This window comes from Paenibacillus sp. FSL R5-0636 (assembly GCF_037974255.1).
In the GTDB taxonomy this organism is placed as follows: domain Bacteria; phylum Bacillota; class Bacilli; order Paenibacillales; family Paenibacillaceae; genus Paenibacillus_AQ; species Paenibacillus_AQ odorifer.
The window spans coordinates 894,259-912,106 of the sequence record NZ_CP150232.1; the positions used below are offsets into that span (position 1 = coordinate 894,259).

General features: G+C 42.9%; 12 protein-coding genes and 1 riboswitch. Of the genes, 10 read left to right on the plus strand and 2 right to left on the minus strand.

Going from position 1 to position 17,848, the window contains the following annotated elements:
• Positions 1-20: 20 nt before the first annotated feature.
• From MKX34_RS03885 to MKX34_RS03900, 4 genes are all read left to right on the plus strand, one after another.
• Entirely contained in the window at positions 21-1,286 is a 1,266-nt protein-coding gene (locus MKX34_RS03885) for a tetratricopeptide repeat protein (protein ID WP_063829824.1), read from the plus strand.
• A 36-nt stretch (positions 1,287-1,322) separates the two neighbouring features.
• Positions 1,323-2,273: a carbamate kinase gene (gene arcC / locus MKX34_RS03890; RefSeq protein ID WP_036684877.1), complete on the plus strand. Its 951-nt coding sequence runs from the start codon at positions 1,323-1,325 to the stop codon at positions 2,271-2,273.
• A 192-nt stretch (positions 2,274-2,465) separates the two neighbouring features.
• Positions 2,466-3,038, plus strand: coding sequence for a hypothetical protein (locus MKX34_RS03895; protein WP_036684879.1), 573 nt, complete (start codon positions 2,466-2,468; stop codon positions 3,036-3,038).
• Between the two features lie 20 nt (positions 3,039-3,058).
• The gene (locus tag MKX34_RS03900; protein WP_036684881.1) at positions 3,059-3,352 is read left to right on the plus strand and encodes a hypothetical protein; all 294 of its coding nucleotides are present in this window, start codon (positions 3,059-3,061) and stop codon (positions 3,350-3,352) included.
• Positions 3,353-3,422: 70 nt separating this feature from the next.
• Here the strand turns inward: MKX34_RS03900 and MKX34_RS03905 are convergent, their stop codons facing one another.
• Positions 3,423-5,144, minus strand: coding sequence for a cellulase family glycosylhydrolase (locus MKX34_RS03905; RefSeq protein ID WP_036684883.1), 1,722 nt, complete (start codon positions 5,142-5,144; stop codon positions 3,423-3,425).
• A gap of 342 nt (positions 5,145-5,486) precedes the next feature.
• Positions 5,487-5,688, plus strand: a riboswitch (cobalamin riboswitch).
• 163 nt (positions 5,689-5,851) lie between these two features.
• Between MKX34_RS03905 and MKX34_RS03910 the strand changes: the two genes are divergently transcribed.
• The 6 genes from MKX34_RS03910 to MKX34_RS03935 all read left to right on the plus strand — a co-directional run bounded on the left by MKX34_RS03910 (position 5,852) and on the right by MKX34_RS03935 (position 16,357).
• On the plus strand, positions 5,852-10,525 hold the full coding sequence (locus tag MKX34_RS03910; RefSeq protein WP_076296224.1) for an S-layer homology domain-containing protein: 4,674 nt from the start codon (positions 5,852-5,854) through the stop codon (positions 10,523-10,525).
• Positions 10,526-10,596: 71 nt separating this feature from the next.
• Complete coding sequence (locus tag MKX34_RS03915; protein WP_076296211.1) at positions 10,597-11,586, plus strand: DUF4430 domain-containing protein; 990 nt, start codon at positions 10,597-10,599, stop codon at positions 11,584-11,586.
• Complete coding sequence (locus tag MKX34_RS03920) at positions 11,586-12,476, plus strand: energy-coupling factor transporter transmembrane component T (protein ID WP_076098685.1); 891 nt, start codon at positions 11,586-11,588, stop codon at positions 12,474-12,476. The genes MKX34_RS03915 and MKX34_RS03920 overlap by 1 nt, the downstream gene beginning before the upstream one ends.
• Positions 12,449-14,119, plus strand: coding sequence for an ATP-binding cassette domain-containing protein (locus tag MKX34_RS03925; RefSeq protein ID WP_038568779.1), 1,671 nt, complete (start codon positions 12,449-12,451; stop codon positions 14,117-14,119). The genes MKX34_RS03920 and MKX34_RS03925 overlap by 28 nt, the downstream gene beginning before the upstream one ends.
• The gene (locus MKX34_RS03930; protein ID WP_036684891.1) at positions 14,101-14,829 is read left to right on the plus strand and encodes an ECF transporter S component; all 729 of its coding nucleotides are present in this window, start codon (positions 14,101-14,103) and stop codon (positions 14,827-14,829) included. The genes MKX34_RS03925 and MKX34_RS03930 overlap by 19 nt, the downstream gene beginning before the upstream one ends.
• Before the next feature lie 511 nt (positions 14,830-15,340).
• Entirely contained in the window at positions 15,341-16,357 is a 1,017-nt protein-coding gene (locus tag MKX34_RS03935) for an Abi family protein (protein WP_076296212.1), read from the plus strand.
• A gap of 183 nt (positions 16,358-16,540) precedes the next feature.
• Here the strand turns inward: MKX34_RS03935 and MKX34_RS03940 are convergent, their stop codons facing one another.
• Positions 16,541-17,815: an MFS transporter gene (locus tag MKX34_RS03940; RefSeq protein ID WP_076296213.1), complete on the minus strand. Its 1,275-nt coding sequence runs from the start codon at positions 17,813-17,815 to the stop codon at positions 16,541-16,543.
• Positions 17,816-17,848: the final 33 nt, after the last annotated feature.

A 17,848-nucleotide genomic window follows, 5' to 3' on the forward strand; every position in this document is an offset into this window, starting at 1 on the left:
AGAAATAGGAGAGCTAAGCCATGACTAATCAAACTCTGTCAGAAGATTTAATTCAAGCAGCGGATCGCGGGGATTTAGCTGCCGTAGAACAGCTTTTGGCTCGTGGTGCCGATGTTCATCATAAGGATGCCAGTGGCCGAACTGCGCTGATGGCGGCAACGCAAAAAAATCATATTCCTCTCGCTCAAAAGCTGATTGAAGCAGGCAGTGATGTGAATGCAAGAGATATCACTATGTTATCACCCTACCTGTGTGCCGGTGCCAATGGATTTCATGAGATTCTGTCTTTAACTCTTGCCGCAGGTGCGGATACAACCAGTGTAAATCGTTTTGGGGGAACTACACTGCTTCCCTCCAGCGAGAAGGGGTATCTAAGAACTGTTCAGAAATGCTTGGAAGCAGGTGTTGCAGTTAACCATATGAACAATCTGGGATGGTCTGCCTTGCTGGAGGCAGTAATTCTCGGGAATGGTGGCCGTTTATACTCCGATATTATTCAGTTGTTGGTGGATGCTGGAGCGGATGTTCATTTGCCGGATCGTGACGGGAAATCATCGTTGCAGCATGCAGAAGAGCTGGGTCAGGAGAGGGTCATCCGTATTCTCAATAAAGAAAAGCTAACGATTCATCCAAGTATTCAAAGCGCTCAAGAGCTAGCTCGGGCAGAGGATTTCCGGAAAGCAAGTTTGGTTATGGAACATGCAATGCAAGTGGACAGTAATAATTCAGATTTCTATTACTATAAAGGATACTTCTTAGGGGAACTCGGGAGATATGACGAAGCTCTGGCAGCCTATCAACAGGCACTTACTATTGATCCGGATGACCTTGATTTCTATTTCTATACCGCAAATGCCTACCGAATGATGAAGCGATCCGAGCAAGCATTAGCAGAGTATGACAAAGCGATAGAACGCGATCCTGGCGAAAGCTTCTTCCGCTATCATAAATCCAATTATTTAAGAGAGTTGGGCAGGCATGAGGAAGCGGTCAAAGTTATGGATCAGCTCCTGGAACAGCAGCCTGCCCGGTATGATTTCTCATTCCATAAGGCGAACAGCTTGAGATCACTTGGCCGGCATCAAGAGGCAGTTGAGGCGATTGAGAACGCAATTGCTAACGATCCGAGCAATCCTTTATATCATCATCATAAGGCTCAGTCACTTGGTTTACTTGGTGATCATGAAATGGCCATTCAAGAAATAGATATTGCTATCAGCTATAATCCTGCCAATCCGGATTTTCACTCCGCGAAGGAACAATTTCAGCTGGCCCTTAAACGCTAATCAATGAGGATCAACTGATCCGTCAGGAGGAATGGAATGAGTAAATTTATAGTTGTAGCCATTGGCGGTAATTCATTGGTGAAAGACAATGGCCGCGATTCTATAGAGGATCAATCTGAGGCAGTACGTGAAATTGCTGTCAATATCGCTGATCTGGTGCAAGCAGGCAACGATGTGGTGGTTACTCACGGCAACGGTCCACAGGTTGGATTCGAGCTGAGACGAAGCGAGGTGGCTTCGGAAGTTACTGGAATGGATGTTACTCCGCTGGTCAATTGCGTGGCGGGCACGCAAGGGGGCATAGGTTATTTAATTCAGCAGGCCTTAACAAATGAATTCATTCACCGCAGATTAGACAAAAAGGTTGCCACAGTCATTACTCAGGTCGAGGTTAGCAAAAATGATCCGAATTTTCAGTCTCCCTCGAAACCAGTGGGCTCCTTCTTCACGCTTGAGCAAGCAGAGGAGATGAAGCGTGCCAAGCCAGATTGGGTCATCATTGAGGATTCAGGTCGTGGTTACCGCCGTGTTGTTCCATCGCCTAAGCCGATTGATATCGTTGAAAAAGACGTCATTAAATCACTCATTGAGACGGGTTATGTGGTGATCGCTGTTGGCGGAGGCGGGATTCCTGTGATCAAAACCGAAAATAATACCTACGAAGGTATCGATGCGGTCATTGACAAAGATTTTGCTACAAGTCTGCTGGCCGAACAGATCGATGCAGAATCGCTGATTATTACAACAGGAGTTCCTCAGGTATGTGTAAATTTCGGTACGCCTGAGCAGAAGGCTCTTGAAGAAGTTACAGCGGCAGAAATGATGGTATATGCGGAGCAGGGTCATTTTCCTGCTGGAAGTATGCAGCCTAAAATTGAAGCAAGTCTTAGCTTTTTGAAAAAGGAGGGACGTAGAGTTATCATTACTAATCCGGAAAATATGAAAGCTGCGATGAGTCAACAGGCTGGCACACATATTGTAAATTAATATGATCTTATTTATCTCATCATTTCATGGAGACCGCCACTGATCTAAATCAGGGCGGTTTTTTGACATGTTCATGAATTGTTACTCAACTGCTGCTTTCAGATGGCCATATTCTGGTGAATAAAAGGAAGATAAGAGGTAAAACTATGTCCACTATATAAAAAAGAATACATTAAAATGCGGGGGTAAAAGATGAGATCGAATAAAGGAACAACACAACGTTTTACCAGGGCTACAATTCTTTGTTGTATTTGTGCATGTACGGTATTGTTAAGTGGATGCACTAAAGCAGCGGATGAGACTCAAGTGGCTACTCCAACGGCTCAAGTAGAAACCACAGCACCTTCTGCAGAAGCTACTACACCTGCGCCTACGAATAACGCAACAGAACAATCTGCGTCACCCGGTTCAAATACTGGGGAACTTCCAGAGGGAGTGAGCATTCAGAGAGTTATCAAGGATGTTTCGTTAAAAGATAGCTATCATAAAAAGGTTGAACTGTTAAGCGACGGTGGCAAGCGGGTTACCATTACAGATCAGAATCAAAAGATTGTTTTGCAGCAGATTGAATATGACGGAAGGATCACTGCGGTTAAGGATAAACAGATTACCGTTCAAGTGGAGGGCGGTAAAGAGCAAACCTTAACGATTCCTGATCATATAGTCATTGAAGATGAAGACAAGCTCGGATTAAATAATGGCGTTGAAATCGAGTGGACGGTAAATGCAGACGGACAAATCGAAAGCGTGGAACTGGACGATTAAAAATTTACCGAGGTGACTGGATGAAATTTCTAATCGTACTTGGTAGTATTATTGTTCCCATTGTCATGCTGATGTTACAAGGTAAATCGATAAAGTGGCGTATGGTATTCAATGTTGCTTCGGTCTTAAGTGCGATTATCTTTGGAAATATTTCCGCTTTGGCGATTTACGAAATATTAAGGGATCATGCTGTATTTATGACCTCGATCCATGCGATATTTTTAAATCCAATGTTTCTTATTACCGGAGCCTATCTTGGCGTTTATTTAATTTATCGGTTGATGATAATTTCGTATGACGAGGTTTATATGTGATGGGTACAATACAAATAGGGGTGTTCCCGCGTAGGGACACCCCTATTTGTGTTGTTAACAGGACGTATGCTTAAGAGGACTTTCCTACAACGTTTGCTCCGCTCTTCGTGATCTTGTAGGTGATGATATCACCATTCCAGAAGTGGAATTTTAGGATAACCTCGCCGTCTTTAACATCTTTAAAGAACGCGGGAAGCAGCTTGATTTCTTTAGTGTTATAAGAAGGTGAGAAGGTATTGCCGAATTCCTTAAATGGAGTCCAGTCCTGCGGACCTGCATTGCCACCAGCGGTATATACAGCTTCCATTGTGGCAAGCTGGTTACCATTAAAGGTGGTCGGAATGGCAAAGGATTCAGTCGTGCCTTTTGCATCGCTTAATTTAGCTGTGTCATACACAATCACCTTAAGCCTCCACGCAACACCCTTGTTGAATTTCAGAGTCAGCACGGCATTTTCACCGTATTTTTGGGAAGCTGTGAGCTTTTTGAGTTGGCTGGCTTTGAGGATGAGCTCCTCACCATTTAATGTGTAATCTTTACCTTTGGTCAGATATTTTCCGTTGGCACTAATGGTGGTTAGCTTATTGCCGTTCAGGTTTAGCTTAACCTTGGTATCTTTGATTTGTGCACCTTTTTTTAGGTAGACCAAATCGCTTTCGGTGCTGGAGGAACGCTCCTTCAGACCAGACATTAATACATTGTGGAGTTCAGGATCAGACCACTTATAAATTTTACGGTTGAAATGCTGCCCGTTATCCCAGAGCATGGAAGTCATTTTCTTTTCTTTCAAATAATAAGTCAGATACTCGAAGAATTTAAGCTTCTCGCCCTGTTCAATCACACCTGTGTCTTTATCGAAACCTAATAAACCAAATTCGCCGACGATGACAGGGATGCCTTTAGCTACAAATGTATTGTAAACGTTATCAAAAGTTTGAGTGATATCGTTTTTTGTATCTTTTTCAAATGTGGTGTAACCGGCAATGTTCACACTAAAAGGCCAGAAGCCATAGAAGTGAACGGTCGCAATAATATTCGGATCGTTTAGAGCCGTAATCGTCTTATAGAGATGATCCATTCTTGTTTGTGTAGGTGAAGACTCTAATGAAGGCAATACAAGTGGGCGGAGGTCGTTTTTCCCACCGGATTTCCGCACGATCTGATAGAAGGAGTTATTGAGTTCAGTAAGCATTTGCTCCATTTTTGCTTCGTCTGTGCTTCCACCATCGGTGAACCGAGGCTCATTTATGCTCTCGAACATCAGCTTATCGGATTTGTCCTTAAAGCGATCGGCAATTTGAGTCCAGGCTGCATTATAACGCGCCAGCGTTTCATCGTGTTTTTCTTCCATATGGCTTACCCATAGCCAGGAATCATGATGGACATTAATCATGACATAAAGCTTGGCGTCCAGTGCCCAGCCGACAACTTCTTCCACACGGTCGAGGTAGGCTTTTTCTAGGGTATAGTCTGGTGCCGCACCCATGTGAGTATCCCAGGTCACAGGAATCCGAATACTTTTATAGCCTTGAGCGGCGATCTTTTTAATAAGTTCTTGGGTCACACGAGGATTGCCCCAGGAGGTTTCGTCCTCACCTGTAGCATCTAAAGTATTACCGAGGTTCCATCCGGGCTGCATTTCGTCTACATAGGATTGGATCTTACTCTTTGGCGCTGCCTTAGCTTGTTGCTCATCCTTAGTTGCAGCTGCAGCCATGGATGAGAACAGAGAGAGCAGAAGAGCGGTGACAAGTGTCAATGATAAGAAGGATTTCTGGATTCGCGTAGTCATTGAATTCTCCTTTGTGAGATAAATTTAGGATGCTTGGACCTGGCTTTGACGCTGTACTTGGTGGTTAGATGAACACGAACACCTCCAATGTTATTTTTGTAAACGCTTTCTGAATATACCCTAACATAGAATTAACTCAGCGAGTACCTTACTAATTTGTGGCAAATTCATATAAGAATTAGTGATTTAAATTAATTTTCCCCACAGTTGGATAAAGAAATTATTTAAATATCCCTACTCGTAGAAATTGGTTATTCAATAGGATTATCTCTAGCTGCCCGTTATACAAAAAAGAAATATAACATGACAAAAGCATATATATTAGATATGATGAAGCATGAAAATTTAAAATTAGAAATAGGTGCCAACTATGAATGTTGCGGAAGTACAATCATAGATTGGTTAAATGGAAAGCGGGTGTGAATCCCGCGCGGTCCCGCCGCTGTGAAAGAGGAGTCCTTGCAAAATGCCACTGGGAAACTGGGAAGGCAGTAAGGGTGATGATACTTGAGCCAGAATATCTGCCTTTTTCTGTTACACCATCAAACTCTACGATCGATAGAGAGGTGCTTGAATAGTGTTTGCCAGCTAGTATTGTGGTTCACTATCTTAACCTCTTGACGTTTATGTTGAGTGGTTTTTTTGTGGTTATGAGAAAGTTTATTCTGTTTTTTTATCATAGGTATGAAGGGAAGGGTTATGGAAAAATGAAGAAAAATAAGTTTTTAGCGTGGTTACTCATTGTAGCTGTATTTATCACGACATTCTCTACAAGTGTTATCCCGGCTCAAGCAAATGGAGCAAGCTCTACCCTTAAAGGGTATGTATCTGTATCCGTAGAGAAATTCACCTTAGGCCAAGGGTATATTAAGGAGCCTATTAAAGTTCCGATTTATGAAGGCGATAATGGCGCATCTTTAATAACACGTGCGCTAGGTGATGGGAATTATAGATATTTAGGAAATATAGATAGTGGTTTTTATTTATCAGAGGTTAAAGATAGTGGCAGAAGTGAAGTCAATATTCCACAATATATTTTAGATATGATTTCAGCCGATGGGAAAACAGTCGGCACTAAAGCAGACCCAGAGTGGTTAAGTCAGTTTGACTATACCTCCATGTCGGGTTGGATGTATGCAGTAAATAATGTGTTTCCTCCGTTTGGGATGACCGATTATAAGCCTCAAGACGGTGACATTATTCGAACTCAGTTCACCACTTATGGCTATGGTTCTGATCTTGGTGGCTGGGGAGAAATCCCAGTTCAACTTGCCAATAAGGATGCTTTAACTGCGGAAATCGCCGAGATTAACAGTGACCCTAATAAAGAAACTATTTTGGACAGACCAGTAGTACAATCGGCAGTTTATCAAGCCTATTCCGTGCTCGAAAATATGGCAAGCTCTCAAATAAGTGTAGATCATGCACTTGTAGGGCTTAACCATGCATTAGACATAGAACCCCCTGTTATTACAGTAAGTGGCATACAAGATAAACAGGAAGTATCCAATAAAGAAATAAGCTTCAAAGTAGCTGTCACAGACAATGTATATAGTGACATCATTCCAGAAGTGAAGCTGAATGGTGTTACTTTATCACCTGCGAATGGGGAGTACAAAGCTTCTCTGAATTCAGGCAGTAATGCAATTACTGTAACGGCTCTTGACGGAGCTGGAAACAAAACAAATGTAACTTATCAAGTTACTTACAAACTGGAAACTACAGTTGCCGTCAAACAACAGTTAGATAAAAGCCTTGCCTATATTCTAAACACTGTAAAGAATCCGTCGTTTGGAACAGGTAGTGGAGAATGGTCGATCCTTTCTCTGGCACGGGCGAACTATACAGTACCTAACGGTTATTACGATCTTTATTACAACAATGTAGCAACGAAAATAGCATCGATCATTAAAGAGGATGGAAAACTCGACGCCAATAAAAGCACAGAGAATTCCAGAGCGATTCTTGGGCTTACCTCTATCGGAAAAGATATCACAAATGTTGCGGGATATGATCTGAGAAAAGCACTCGCTGATTATCAATATATCCAAAAGCAAGGCAATAATGGTCCGATTTTTGCTCTGATTGCGCTAGATAGCCATAACTATGAGATCCCAGTAGTTGATGGAGTTACAGAACAGACCACAAGAGAAAAACTAGTTCAGTACATTTTAGATAAAGAGGTTAAAAAAGGTACAGCAGAAGCTGGTGGCTGGGCATTAGGCGTAACCAAAGCCGATGTCGATATGACTGCGATGGCGATGCAAGCTCTTGCACCTTATTATGCAACCCGAGATGATGTAAAAGCCGCCGTGGATCGGGCCATCCAATGGCTGTCCGATAACCAAAACAATCAAGGCGGATTTACAAGCTGGGGAAGCACTAGCAGCGAAAGTATCTCACAGGTAATTGTAGCCTTAACTGGTGTAGGCGTAGATCCGCACACTGACACTAGATTTGTTAAAAGTGGAAATTCGCTTATTGATGCATTGCTTAGCTTTGCTGCACCTGAGGGTGGATTTAAGCATATCCTCACAGGCAAAGTAGACAATATGGCAACGGACCAAGGTACGTATGCACTTGTGTCTTATGATCGTCTGATCAATCATAGCAGCCGTCTCTTTGATATGAATGATGTGAAAGTGGAACAACCGGAAGAACCGGGGCCTGGGCAACCAGAGGGTCCGAAAGAATTTCCGTTACCTTCTGGGGAGAACCCGAAAGTTGAAATCCCAAATGACGCTAATGATTATATCGTTCCGATCAGCACTGGAGATAGCAACAAAGAAATCACAGTAGCTATTCCGGAGGGAAATCAATCGAAGGTTAGTGTCAATTTACCAAGTAACAGCGACCTTCCTCAGATAGAGGCCATAAAAGGTAACGTATCTGTAGTCATTCCTAAGGGTGCAAAAGTTACAAGTGGGGATGCCTCTGCAATTGAACTGATTTCAGCTTTAACCGGTGGAGAATCTGCACTAAAAGATAGTGTGAATCAGATTATTCCCGGGGACAAGAAGCTTGATAATATTCTTCAAGCATTTTCCATGGGTGGTAGTGCAAGAGTAGAATTCAGTCAATTTATTACGTTAACCTTTAAGGACCTTAAAGGAAAAGATGCAGCTTATATTCAAAATGGCACTCCTCATGCCATTCAAAAATTTGCAAGTGATGACTTAGGTTTTGCAAGCGGTAAGTCTGAGTATGCCTATGATAGTGGAAATGATTTAATTGTAAAAACCAATCACTTCACTGACTACATTGCTTATGCTTCCAGTGCAGTACAAACACCTGGCGGCGACGGTGGTAACGGTAATGGCGAAGGTAATGGTAGCGGAAATGGTGAAGGAAATGGCGGCAACAATGGTGGCGGAACCACTCCATCGAAACCATATGTAATCCTGTCCGTGGATAAGCTTACGATTAATAAGGGATATGTTGTTCCATCTGTACAGGTAGAGCTACAATCTGGTGACACAGTGTGGTCTGTACTAAAAAGAGTGCTGGATGGCCGTGGTATCGACTATAGAGATTCCTGGAACAGTGACTTTGGAAGTGTATATGTTGAATCCATAGCTGGTGATGGGGAATTTGACCATGGCAGCGGCAGTGGATGGATGTATAATGTGAATGGGAAATATCCTAATTATGGTGCATCTTCATATGACCTAAGTGCCGGGGACAGAATTCAGTGGCGTTATACTAAGAATTTGGGTGTGGATCTAAATGCACCGATACCAACGATGAGCCCAACCCCAACGCCTAAGCCTGGTGCTACTCCGGCTCCTGGTGGGGGAGCTAATCCGGAAGGCAGTGGTGATCCAAATGTGAGTCCATCTCCAACAGTGACTCCTAAGGATCCTACCCAGAATACGAATGATATTAAACAACTGTATACAGATGCTGATAAGATTTCTTCCTGGGCCTATTCAGCGATTGAAACAGCTACAGTAAAAGGATATATCCAAGGTAACAATGGTCAGGTGAATCCGAAGGCTTATATCACAAGAGCGGAGTTCACTAAGATTCTCGTTTCTGCATTAGAACTTGATATTAAGAGTGATAAAGGCATTACCTATAAGGATGTCGCTCTAGGCGATTGGTTCTATCCATATGTGAATGCTGCGCATAAGGCAGGTCTAATCACAGGCTTTAATAATGAATTTAAGCCAAATGACAAGATTACTCGTGAGCAGATGGCCGCAATTATCGTCAGAGCATTGGCCATCCCGGCGACGAAGCCTGGAACAGCGATTAAAGATATCAACACAGTATCGGCATGGGCCAAAGCAGATGTAGAGACCGTTGTTGCGACTGGTTTGATGTTAGGCGATGATAATCAATTTAAGCCTAAAGAGCTTGTAACCAGAGAAATGGCGGCTGTTGTAGCTACTAGAACCCATGATTATAAGAGTGGGAACAAAGTGGTTAGTCCAACTATTCAGAATTCAGCAGTTAGTTCTTATATTCAGAACACAGCTGCCTTTTTGCAAAAAACAGTAACAAACCCGGTCATCTCCTCGGTTGGCGGGGACTGGACAGTCTTCGGGCTGGCACGTTCAGGTGTGAAGGTTCCAGATAGTTATTACACTAAGTACTATGCAAATGTAGAAGCGACTCTTAAAGAAAAATCAGGGAAGCTGCATAGCGTAAAATATACGGAATATGATAGAGTTATTTTGGCATTAACTTCAATCAACAAAAATATTGATAAAGTGGCGGGTTATAACCTACTGGAACCGCTCGCGGATTTTGATACTGTAATTAAGCAAGGTATTAATGGACCTGTGTTTGCTCTCATTGCACTGGACAGTAATCATTACGACATTCCAGTGGTTAAGGATGTAAAGACGCAGACGACTAGAGAGATGCTCATTGATTATATTTTGGGCAGAGAGATCAGCGGCGGTGGATGGGCACTAGGCAGTAATGCTACAGCGGCTGATCCAGATATCACAGGGATGGTCATTCAAGGCTTAACGCCTTATTACAAAACCAACGCCAAAGTAACAGCTGCTGTGGACCGGGGGATTGCTTGGTTATCCAAAACACAGACAGCAGACGGTGGTTTTGCAAGCTGGGAATCTACAAATTCCGAAAGCGTCGCTCAGGTGATTGTAGCTTTAACTGGCCTTGGTATTGACCCGCATAAGGATTCCAGATTTATTAAAAATGGACATTCCGCAGTAGACGCATTGCTTAGTTTTGCTGCACCTGAAGGTGGCTTTTATCACGTGAAGCAGGGTGGAGTAGGCAATGGAGGCGCGCAACCAGGAGAAGTAGATCTTATGGCTACGGATCAGGCGATGTATGCACTGGTTTCCTATGATCGGCTCGTTAATGGCCAGACACGTCTTTATGATATGACAGACGTCAAATAGAATTTTATTTAGAGAGATAAGCAAGGGTAGCGTGTATACCCTTGCTTATTATTTAAGGTGGGACTAGAGAAATGAACAAGAAGAAATGGTTAACCGCGATACTAATCATAGGTGTATTGGCTATCGCCTTCTTTTGGGGCGGGGATTACCAGAAGAGCCCAAACAAGGTCGCTAATAGTAGCGTTGAGACACAGGTTATAGAGCCAGAGAACACTGCTTCCGCAACAAATGTTGATGTTGAACCCACTGAGGCAATCGCTACCGAGACAACGGAGATAACACCGTCAGCTACGCCAAGTGAAACAGCTAAGCCTATTGAAGCCATAAAACCAAATGAATCGGCAACACCAACGGATGCTGTAACACCAACAGGAACTGCAGCACCAACAGAAGTTGTAACGCCGGTCGCAACAACAAAACCTGCTGCAACGAAGCAACCGACCGCAACGCCGAAAGCGGCTAAAACGTCCGTGCCGGAAACGAAAGCGACGGCAAAACCCGTAACAAAACCTGATTCAAAAGTAGCGACAACAGAAACCAAGCAGGAACCGAAAAAGGATAAATTTCTTACCGATCCAGTGCCGAGCGGGAAACCTAAACCAGTGGAATGGCAAGATGCAACAGTAGATAAGAAGAAGCAATTAACGGCTACCTTGTCCGTGTCAGCGGCAACAATTTTAGATAACATGGATATTTTTAATGAGGATAAGCTTGAAGTATTACCGGCAGATGGTATCATTTATAAAGCGCAGAAGGTAACCTTTTATGAAGGTGAGTCTGTATTTGATGTTCTACTAAGAGAAATGAAGAAGAATAAAATCCATATGGAATTTAGCATGACGCCGATCTATAACAGTAATTATATTGAAGGCATAAATAATCTGTATGAATTCGATGCTGGAGAGCTCAGTGGATGGATGTACAAAGTAAATGGCTGGTTCCCTAACTACGGCAGTAGCCGTTATGTTCTCAAAGATGGCGATGTCATTGATTGGGTATACACTTGTGATCTAGGTCGAGATGTGGGTGGATATGTAGCCACAGGAGGAGCACAGAAATAATGAAGGATAGCTTTTCTACCTTTCATCCGTTTGTGAATTTTCTATATTTTGTTGTTGTATTGCTGTTTAGCATGGTGTTTATGCATCCTATATTTCAGGTGATCGCCCTTAGTAGTGCTGTAGCCTACTCAATTATGTTAAAAGGAAAAAAGGGCATCCGATTTAATCTGCTTTACATGATTCCTTTTCTGCTATTTATGGCAGTGATGAATCCTGTTTTTAATCATCAAGGGGTAACGATCTTGTTCTATTTAAACAACGGGAACCCCATTACGAAGGAATCGATTCTTTATGGCGTGGCAGCGGCGTGTATGTTTGTGACGGTAATTATTTGGTTCTCCTGTTATAACGTCGTGATGACCTCGGATAAGTTTATTTATATATTCGGAAAAATACTGCCGGCACTGTCGTTGATTTTTTCGATGGTGCTTCGTTTTGTTCCTAGATATTTAGCGCAAATCAAGGTGATTTCTAATGCTCAAAAATGTATAGGCCGGGATGTCTCACAGGGAAATCTCCTCGCGCGTGCGCGGAATGGGATTACGATTCTCTCCATTATGACCACCTGGGCTTTGGAAAATGCGATTGAGACAGCGGATTCCATGAGATCGAGAGGGTATGGATTGCCGGGCCGTACAAGCTTTTCTATCTTTCGGTTAGATGCCCGAGACAAAGTAGTTCTCTTGATCATGACAGGCTTAATTGCGCTGGTAGCCGTAGGGGCAGTGTTGGGTGAGAACACCATGAGATTCTATCCGTCGATTAAAGCGAGCACAATTACACCTTTTAGTATTCTTATATATATCGCTTATTTTGCGTTATGTATGATCCCAGTGCTCATCAATATGGTGGAGGAAATGAAATGGAAATCTATCGAATCGAAGAACTAAGCTTTACTTTTCCTGAACAAGAGCAAGCGGCTCTTTCGAATATTAATCTTACGATTGAAAGTGGAGACTTCATTACCATTTGTGGAAAGTCAGGCTGTGGCAAAAGCACTCTGCTTAGACAACTGAAAACAATCCTAACCCCACATGGCAATCGCCAAGGGGCAATTTATTATAAGGGTCAACCTGTAGAGGAGATCGATCAACGCACACAGGCAGCGGAAATTGGTTATGTACTCCAAAGTCCGGACAATCAAATTGTGACAGATAAAGTATGGCATGAGCTTGCTTTTGGGCTTGAGAGCTTAGGGTACGATAATTCTACGATTCGCCTGCGTGTGGCGGAAATGGCTAGTTTTTTTGGGATCCAGACCTGGTTTCATAAAAGTGTGACCGAGCTATCAGGCGGCCAGAAGCAGCTGCTTAACTTAGCATCCATAATGGCTATGCATCCCTCGGTTCTAATCCTCGATGAGCCTACCTCCCAGCTAGATCCTATTGCGGCTTCCGATTTTCTGGAGACGGTCAAAAAAATAAATCGTGAGCTGGGAACAACCGTGATCATGACCGAGCATCGTCTAGAGGATGTTCTTCCGCTTACAGATCGGTTGATTGTGCTGAATGAGGGAGCTGTGATAGCTGATGATCCCCCGCAAAAGGTGGGCGAGGTTTTATGTAAGCTGAACCATCCGATGTTTCTGTCCATGCCCTCACCGATGCAGATTGTTGCAGGAGTAGATCATGACTTAGTGTGGCCTGTTACTGTAAAGGAAGGACGCCAATGGTTGGATGCTTTTCTAAAGGGTAAGACTCCTGCAACGATGGCAGAAACTCAGCCTAGCACGAAAGAGGCCGGCCCTGTAGTCATAAAGTTTAAGGACGTATGGTTTAAATATGATAAAAATGGGCCGAATGTCATTAAAGATTTGTCGTTTGAAGTGAAGCAAGGGCAATTTTATTGTATTGTTGGCGGGAATGGAACAGGGAAGACATCGACGCTGTCGCTGATGAGCGGAATCCTTCAGCCTTATAGAGGGAAAGTTCTTATCGGCGGGAGCAACCCTGCGAAGATGAATGCCAAAGCGTTGTTTACTAACAATCTGGGTATCCTCCCGCAAAATCCGCAAACCTTATTTGTGAAAAAAACAGTCGAGCTAGATTTATATGAAATGTTATCCCAGCTCTCTTTGACGAAGGAAGAAAAAAACGCCAGAGTTGAAGCTGTGGTTAAGTTCGCAGAACTGGAACATCTCCTCTCCATGCATCCGTATGATCTCAGCGGGGGAGAACAACAGCGTGCAGCGTTGGCGAAGGTCCTTTTGTTAGAACCAAAGATTCTGCTGTTGGATGAACCGACCAAAGGACTGGATGGACCCTTCAAAGAGAAGCTAGCCGTATTCCTGCAAAAGCTCAATGCCGAAGGCGTTACTATTGTAATGGTCTCGCATGACGTTGAATTTTGTGCTAAGTATGCTGAGGTCTGCGCCATGTTTTTTGATGGAAGTATCATCACTACGAATGAAGCACAGAAGTTTTTTGCGGGAAACAGCTTCTATACAACGGCCGCCAACCGTATGGCGCGTCATGTATGGAATGAGGGAGTAACGATAGAGGGTGTGATTGATTTATGTCAAAGAAGCAGATAACGGATCGTCGTTTGAGTCGTCGAACTTTATTAGCGGCACTACTAATCCTCATAGTCATTCCAGCTACGATTTTATTAGGCATCTTTGTGCTAAATGATCGGAAGTATTATTTTATCAGTCTATTAATAGTTATCTATACGATGATTCCTTTTGCGATGGTGTTCGAGAACCGGAAGCCGCAGGCGAGGGAGCTGATTGTTATAGCAGTGTTAGCAGCCATTGCCGTGGCGGGACGCGCAGCCTTTTTTATGTTGCCGCAGTTTAAGCCAGTGGTTGCTATTGTCATCATCGCAGGGGTAAGCTTGGGTGCGGAGGCAGGGTTTCTGGTTGGCGCTGTTGCAGGTTTTGTCTCGAATTTCTTCTTTGGGCAGGGTCCTTGGACGCCTTGGCAAATGTTTTGTTTTGGCATCATTGGCTTCCTGGCGGGCATTTTCTTCAAGAAGGGTCTGCTTAAAAAGAATAAGCTTTCGCTATGTATATTCGGAGGCTTAGCGACGTTTTTCGTATACGGAGGCATTATCAATATAGGCTCGTTGATGATGTTCACTTCAGAGTTCTCCTGGCCGGCTTTAATGACCACTTATATTTCAGGTTTTTGGTTTGATATGGTGCATGCGATCTCGACGGTGGTATTTTTGTTTTTTATTGCTAATCCTATGATTGAGAAGTTGGATCGGATAAAAACGAAATATGGGTTGATTGAGCCTTAGGTTCTTGGTGTTAGCTTTTGGACGTTGTGCGCTGTGGGCTTTTTACGCTGGCGGACGCTCCGCTTTTCCACAATCAGTCCGTTCTCTCCGCTGCTATCAGCGCGAATTCCAAAACACCAACACACAAACACAAACACAAACTAAAGGCTCAACGCCTCCCGCTTCGGTTTTTACCGGAAGGGGGAGGGGAACTAGTGGCTACGAATCAAGCCACTGTGACAAACCACTGAAAAGAGAATATACCTAGTAGCGATGCTCCTAGGTGAAAACTTATAAAAACAGGCGATGTTCCGGTATACCGGTATCGCCTGTTTTTGTCGATTGTGTGGAGTATCTCATTCATTATGCCAAACGTCCTAGAAGTTCATATCCCTATTTTTTTATTTAATGTATAATTCAGAGTGGTTTTTTACATTTTCTTACGAAAAATGGAAGTAAACTAGGCGGCTTGCTCATTTAGAAAATTATAGAACCTTTAAATAAATAGATTAAAAATAATGGGGAGATTTATTTGAGCACACATGTTACCAAAACATTCAAATCTTTAGACCAACAAATTGACTTATTAAAAGAAAGAAAATTAATTATTAGGGATGAAGAAAAAGCTAAACGACACTTATTAGAAAAGAATTATTTTGACTTAATAAATGGATTTGAAACATTGTTATTAACTGATTCAAAAGCTACTAATAAAGAATACAATGGTCTTTTTTTTGAAGACTTTTTATTGTTGTATGATTTTGATAAAAAATTGAATTTAGAGATTTTGAAAATTTTAGATAAATTTGAAATTCGTTTGAAATCTTCCATGGCATATCGGTTTTGTGAAAAACATTATTTAAATGCTTCTGATTCTGCATGTTACATTGATATCAATAAGTATACCAATCCACGTTCAAATCATTTGAGTTTACCTAAAGATTTAGCTAAGAATATTACAGGACATAAAATATTTCAGACAAATATTTATTTCAATGGGGCTACGTATAGTAATTTCATTGAGCATTGCAGAGCTAAATATCCTTATATATCTACTTATGATCACCCACCGTTCTGGGTGACTATTAAAGTCCTTGAGTTTGGTTCTCTCTTTAGTTTATTATTAGGATTTGAAAGAGATATTTTTGAAAAGGTCATTGAAGATATGGGGATGAAGTACATTGATAAACAAAAGTTTATCAACTCAGTACGAATTTTTATTGAATTAAGAAATACTTGTGCACATTTTCAATTAGTTAATAGATTTCGGACATCGAATCGTTTAAGGATTGATTCGGGTTTAATAAATGATTTAGGTTTAAGAACTAAAATTAATACTGCAGGAGTTTCAACTTATTATGAAATAAGACTATATGACACTTTATTAGTACTTTCCCAGTTTGAAAGTCTAAAAGATATAGAAAAGCTATTTAAAGATTTTTATTTTAGACGTTGTAATTCAAAACGTGAAAAAAGCTTAATGGTAAAGATGTTCGAAAGAATGGGGCGGGGAAAGCATTCAGATTGGTTTAAACTAGGAATGAAATGATTTTTTCTTTATTAATTTTAGAATATATGTTATTATTTATACATAAAATAATCGTGCGTGACGGCGAGTTATCCGAGACAAAGGTTAACTGTTTAGTCAAAAAAAGAGATGCTTATAAGCATCTCTTTTTTTATTCATTTCATCATAAATAATTAAAATGAGTTTTTTTAAGCCTATTACCATCTATCGCTCAGTTACAACACTTTGCGATGAACCTTCCACCACGGGGTGCCGATGAGTGGCTTCAAGTGTAGAGAGGTCGCCGTCCAGTGTTTTGAGTCCGGGGAGCAGCAAGGCTGCGCTGGCGCAGAGCATTGGAAGCAAGCCGGCGATGACAAAAAGCGCAGGCACACCATAGAGTTCAGCAATCGCGGCGCCGGCAAAAGCACCAAAAGGCTGCAAGCCGCCACCGATTAAAAAACGGATGGAGTTGACTCTTCCTTGCAGATTACCCGGAACCAGCCGTCCATGGAGTGAAGAGCTTAAGGAGCCGAAGAAGGGAGCTATCGTTCCGGTGGCGAATACGGCGGCGAGAGCAAAAGAAAAACTAGGAAATAACCCCCATAATGTTGTTACTAAACCGATGGTCCCCAGACTGCTGAGCATGACAAGCCGCCTCTTTTTAATTTCCCCTATCATGGAAATGATGCTTAGCCCGACTAAGGTTCCAAGTGCGAAAACTGTACTAAGTGTGCCCATCGTCGCCGCATCACGGTGGAGCACTTCGCGTACAAAAGGAACCATCATGGTCCAGACGGCAATTGAGCTTAGATTACTAATAGAGGCCATCATCATTATCGTAAGCATAGCGGGGAATTGTTTATAGAAGGTAAAACCCTCAGCTATTTCGCGAACATAGACGGTAATGGAGAAACGGCCTGGAGCTGGAGAGGGCTTGGGTAGCTTCTGCAGGCACAGCAAGGTAGTGATGGCCGCAACGTAACATAACATGTTGATGCTAAGGGCTGGCAGTGCTCCACTGGCAGCGGTCAACGCCCCAGCCAGGGCGGGGCCTAGCAAGACTGCTGCACTTTTGCTGCCATCGATGATAGCAAAAGCCCGCACCAGCTTCCGGCTATCGGCAACGCCGGGAATAACAGCCATGGCTGTTGGCATGAACAGAGCGGCGCAGGCCCCGCTGAGACCAGCAGCGACAAACAGATGCCACAGCTGCAGTTGGCCAGCCAGACCCATGCCTAGCGGCAGTGCTATAGCTAACAGGCGAATGGCTGCCAAGCAGGCCATAAAGCGTACCCGGTGGAGTCGGTCGGACAGCGGCGAGCCCAGCAAGCGCAGCAGCAGCTCAGGTATGCCGGAGCTGAGCGCGAGTGCTCCCATCGCTAGTTTGGAACCCGTCAGCTCATAGACGAGCCATTCCATAGCCAACAAGCCAAAAGCATCCCCAAAAGCACTTAAAGTTATGGTTGAGAGTAAACCATAATAGCTGCGTTTTATCATAGCCTGTTCACTCCTTTCTTATATTTCTCGCAT

What these genes read in the sequence shown, in the direction of transcription:
- MKX34_RS03920 (WP_076098685.1), top strand. Translation starts at nt 11,586, where the DNA reads ATGAAGGATAGCTTTTCTACCTTTCATCCGTTTGTGAATTTTCTATAT.
- MKX34_RS03940 (WP_076296213.1), bottom strand. Translation starts at nt 17,815, where the DNA reads ATGATAAAACGCAGCTATTATGGTTTACTCTCAACCATAACTTTAAGT.
- arcC (WP_036684877.1), top strand. Translation starts at nt 1,323, where the DNA reads ATGAGTAAATTTATAGTTGTAGCCATTGGCGGTAATTCATTGGTGAAA.
- MKX34_RS03915 (WP_076296211.1), top strand. Translation starts at nt 10,597, where the DNA reads ATGAACAAGAAGAAATGGTTAACCGCGATACTAATCATAGGTGTATTG.
- MKX34_RS03895 (WP_036684879.1), top strand. Translation starts at nt 2,466, where the DNA reads ATGAGATCGAATAAAGGAACAACACAACGTTTTACCAGGGCTACAATT.
- MKX34_RS03925 (WP_038568779.1), top strand. Translation starts at nt 12,449, where the DNA reads ATGGAAATCTATCGAATCGAAGAACTAAGCTTTACTTTTCCTGAACAA.
- MKX34_RS03900 (WP_036684881.1), top strand. Translation starts at nt 3,059, where the DNA reads ATGAAATTTCTAATCGTACTTGGTAGTATTATTGTTCCCATTGTCATG.
- MKX34_RS03885 (WP_063829824.1), top strand. Translation starts at nt 21, where the DNA reads ATGACTAATCAAACTCTGTCAGAAGATTTAATTCAAGCAGCGGATCGC.
- MKX34_RS03905 (WP_036684883.1), bottom strand. Translation starts at nt 5,144, where the DNA reads ATGACTACGCGAATCCAGAAATCCTTCTTATCATTGACACTTGTCACC.
- MKX34_RS03930 (WP_036684891.1), top strand. Translation starts at nt 14,101, where the DNA reads ATGTCAAAGAAGCAGATAACGGATCGTCGTTTGAGTCGTCGAACTTTA.
- MKX34_RS03910 (WP_076296224.1), top strand. Translation starts at nt 5,852, where the DNA reads ATGAAGAAAAATAAGTTTTTAGCGTGGTTACTCATTGTAGCTGTATTT.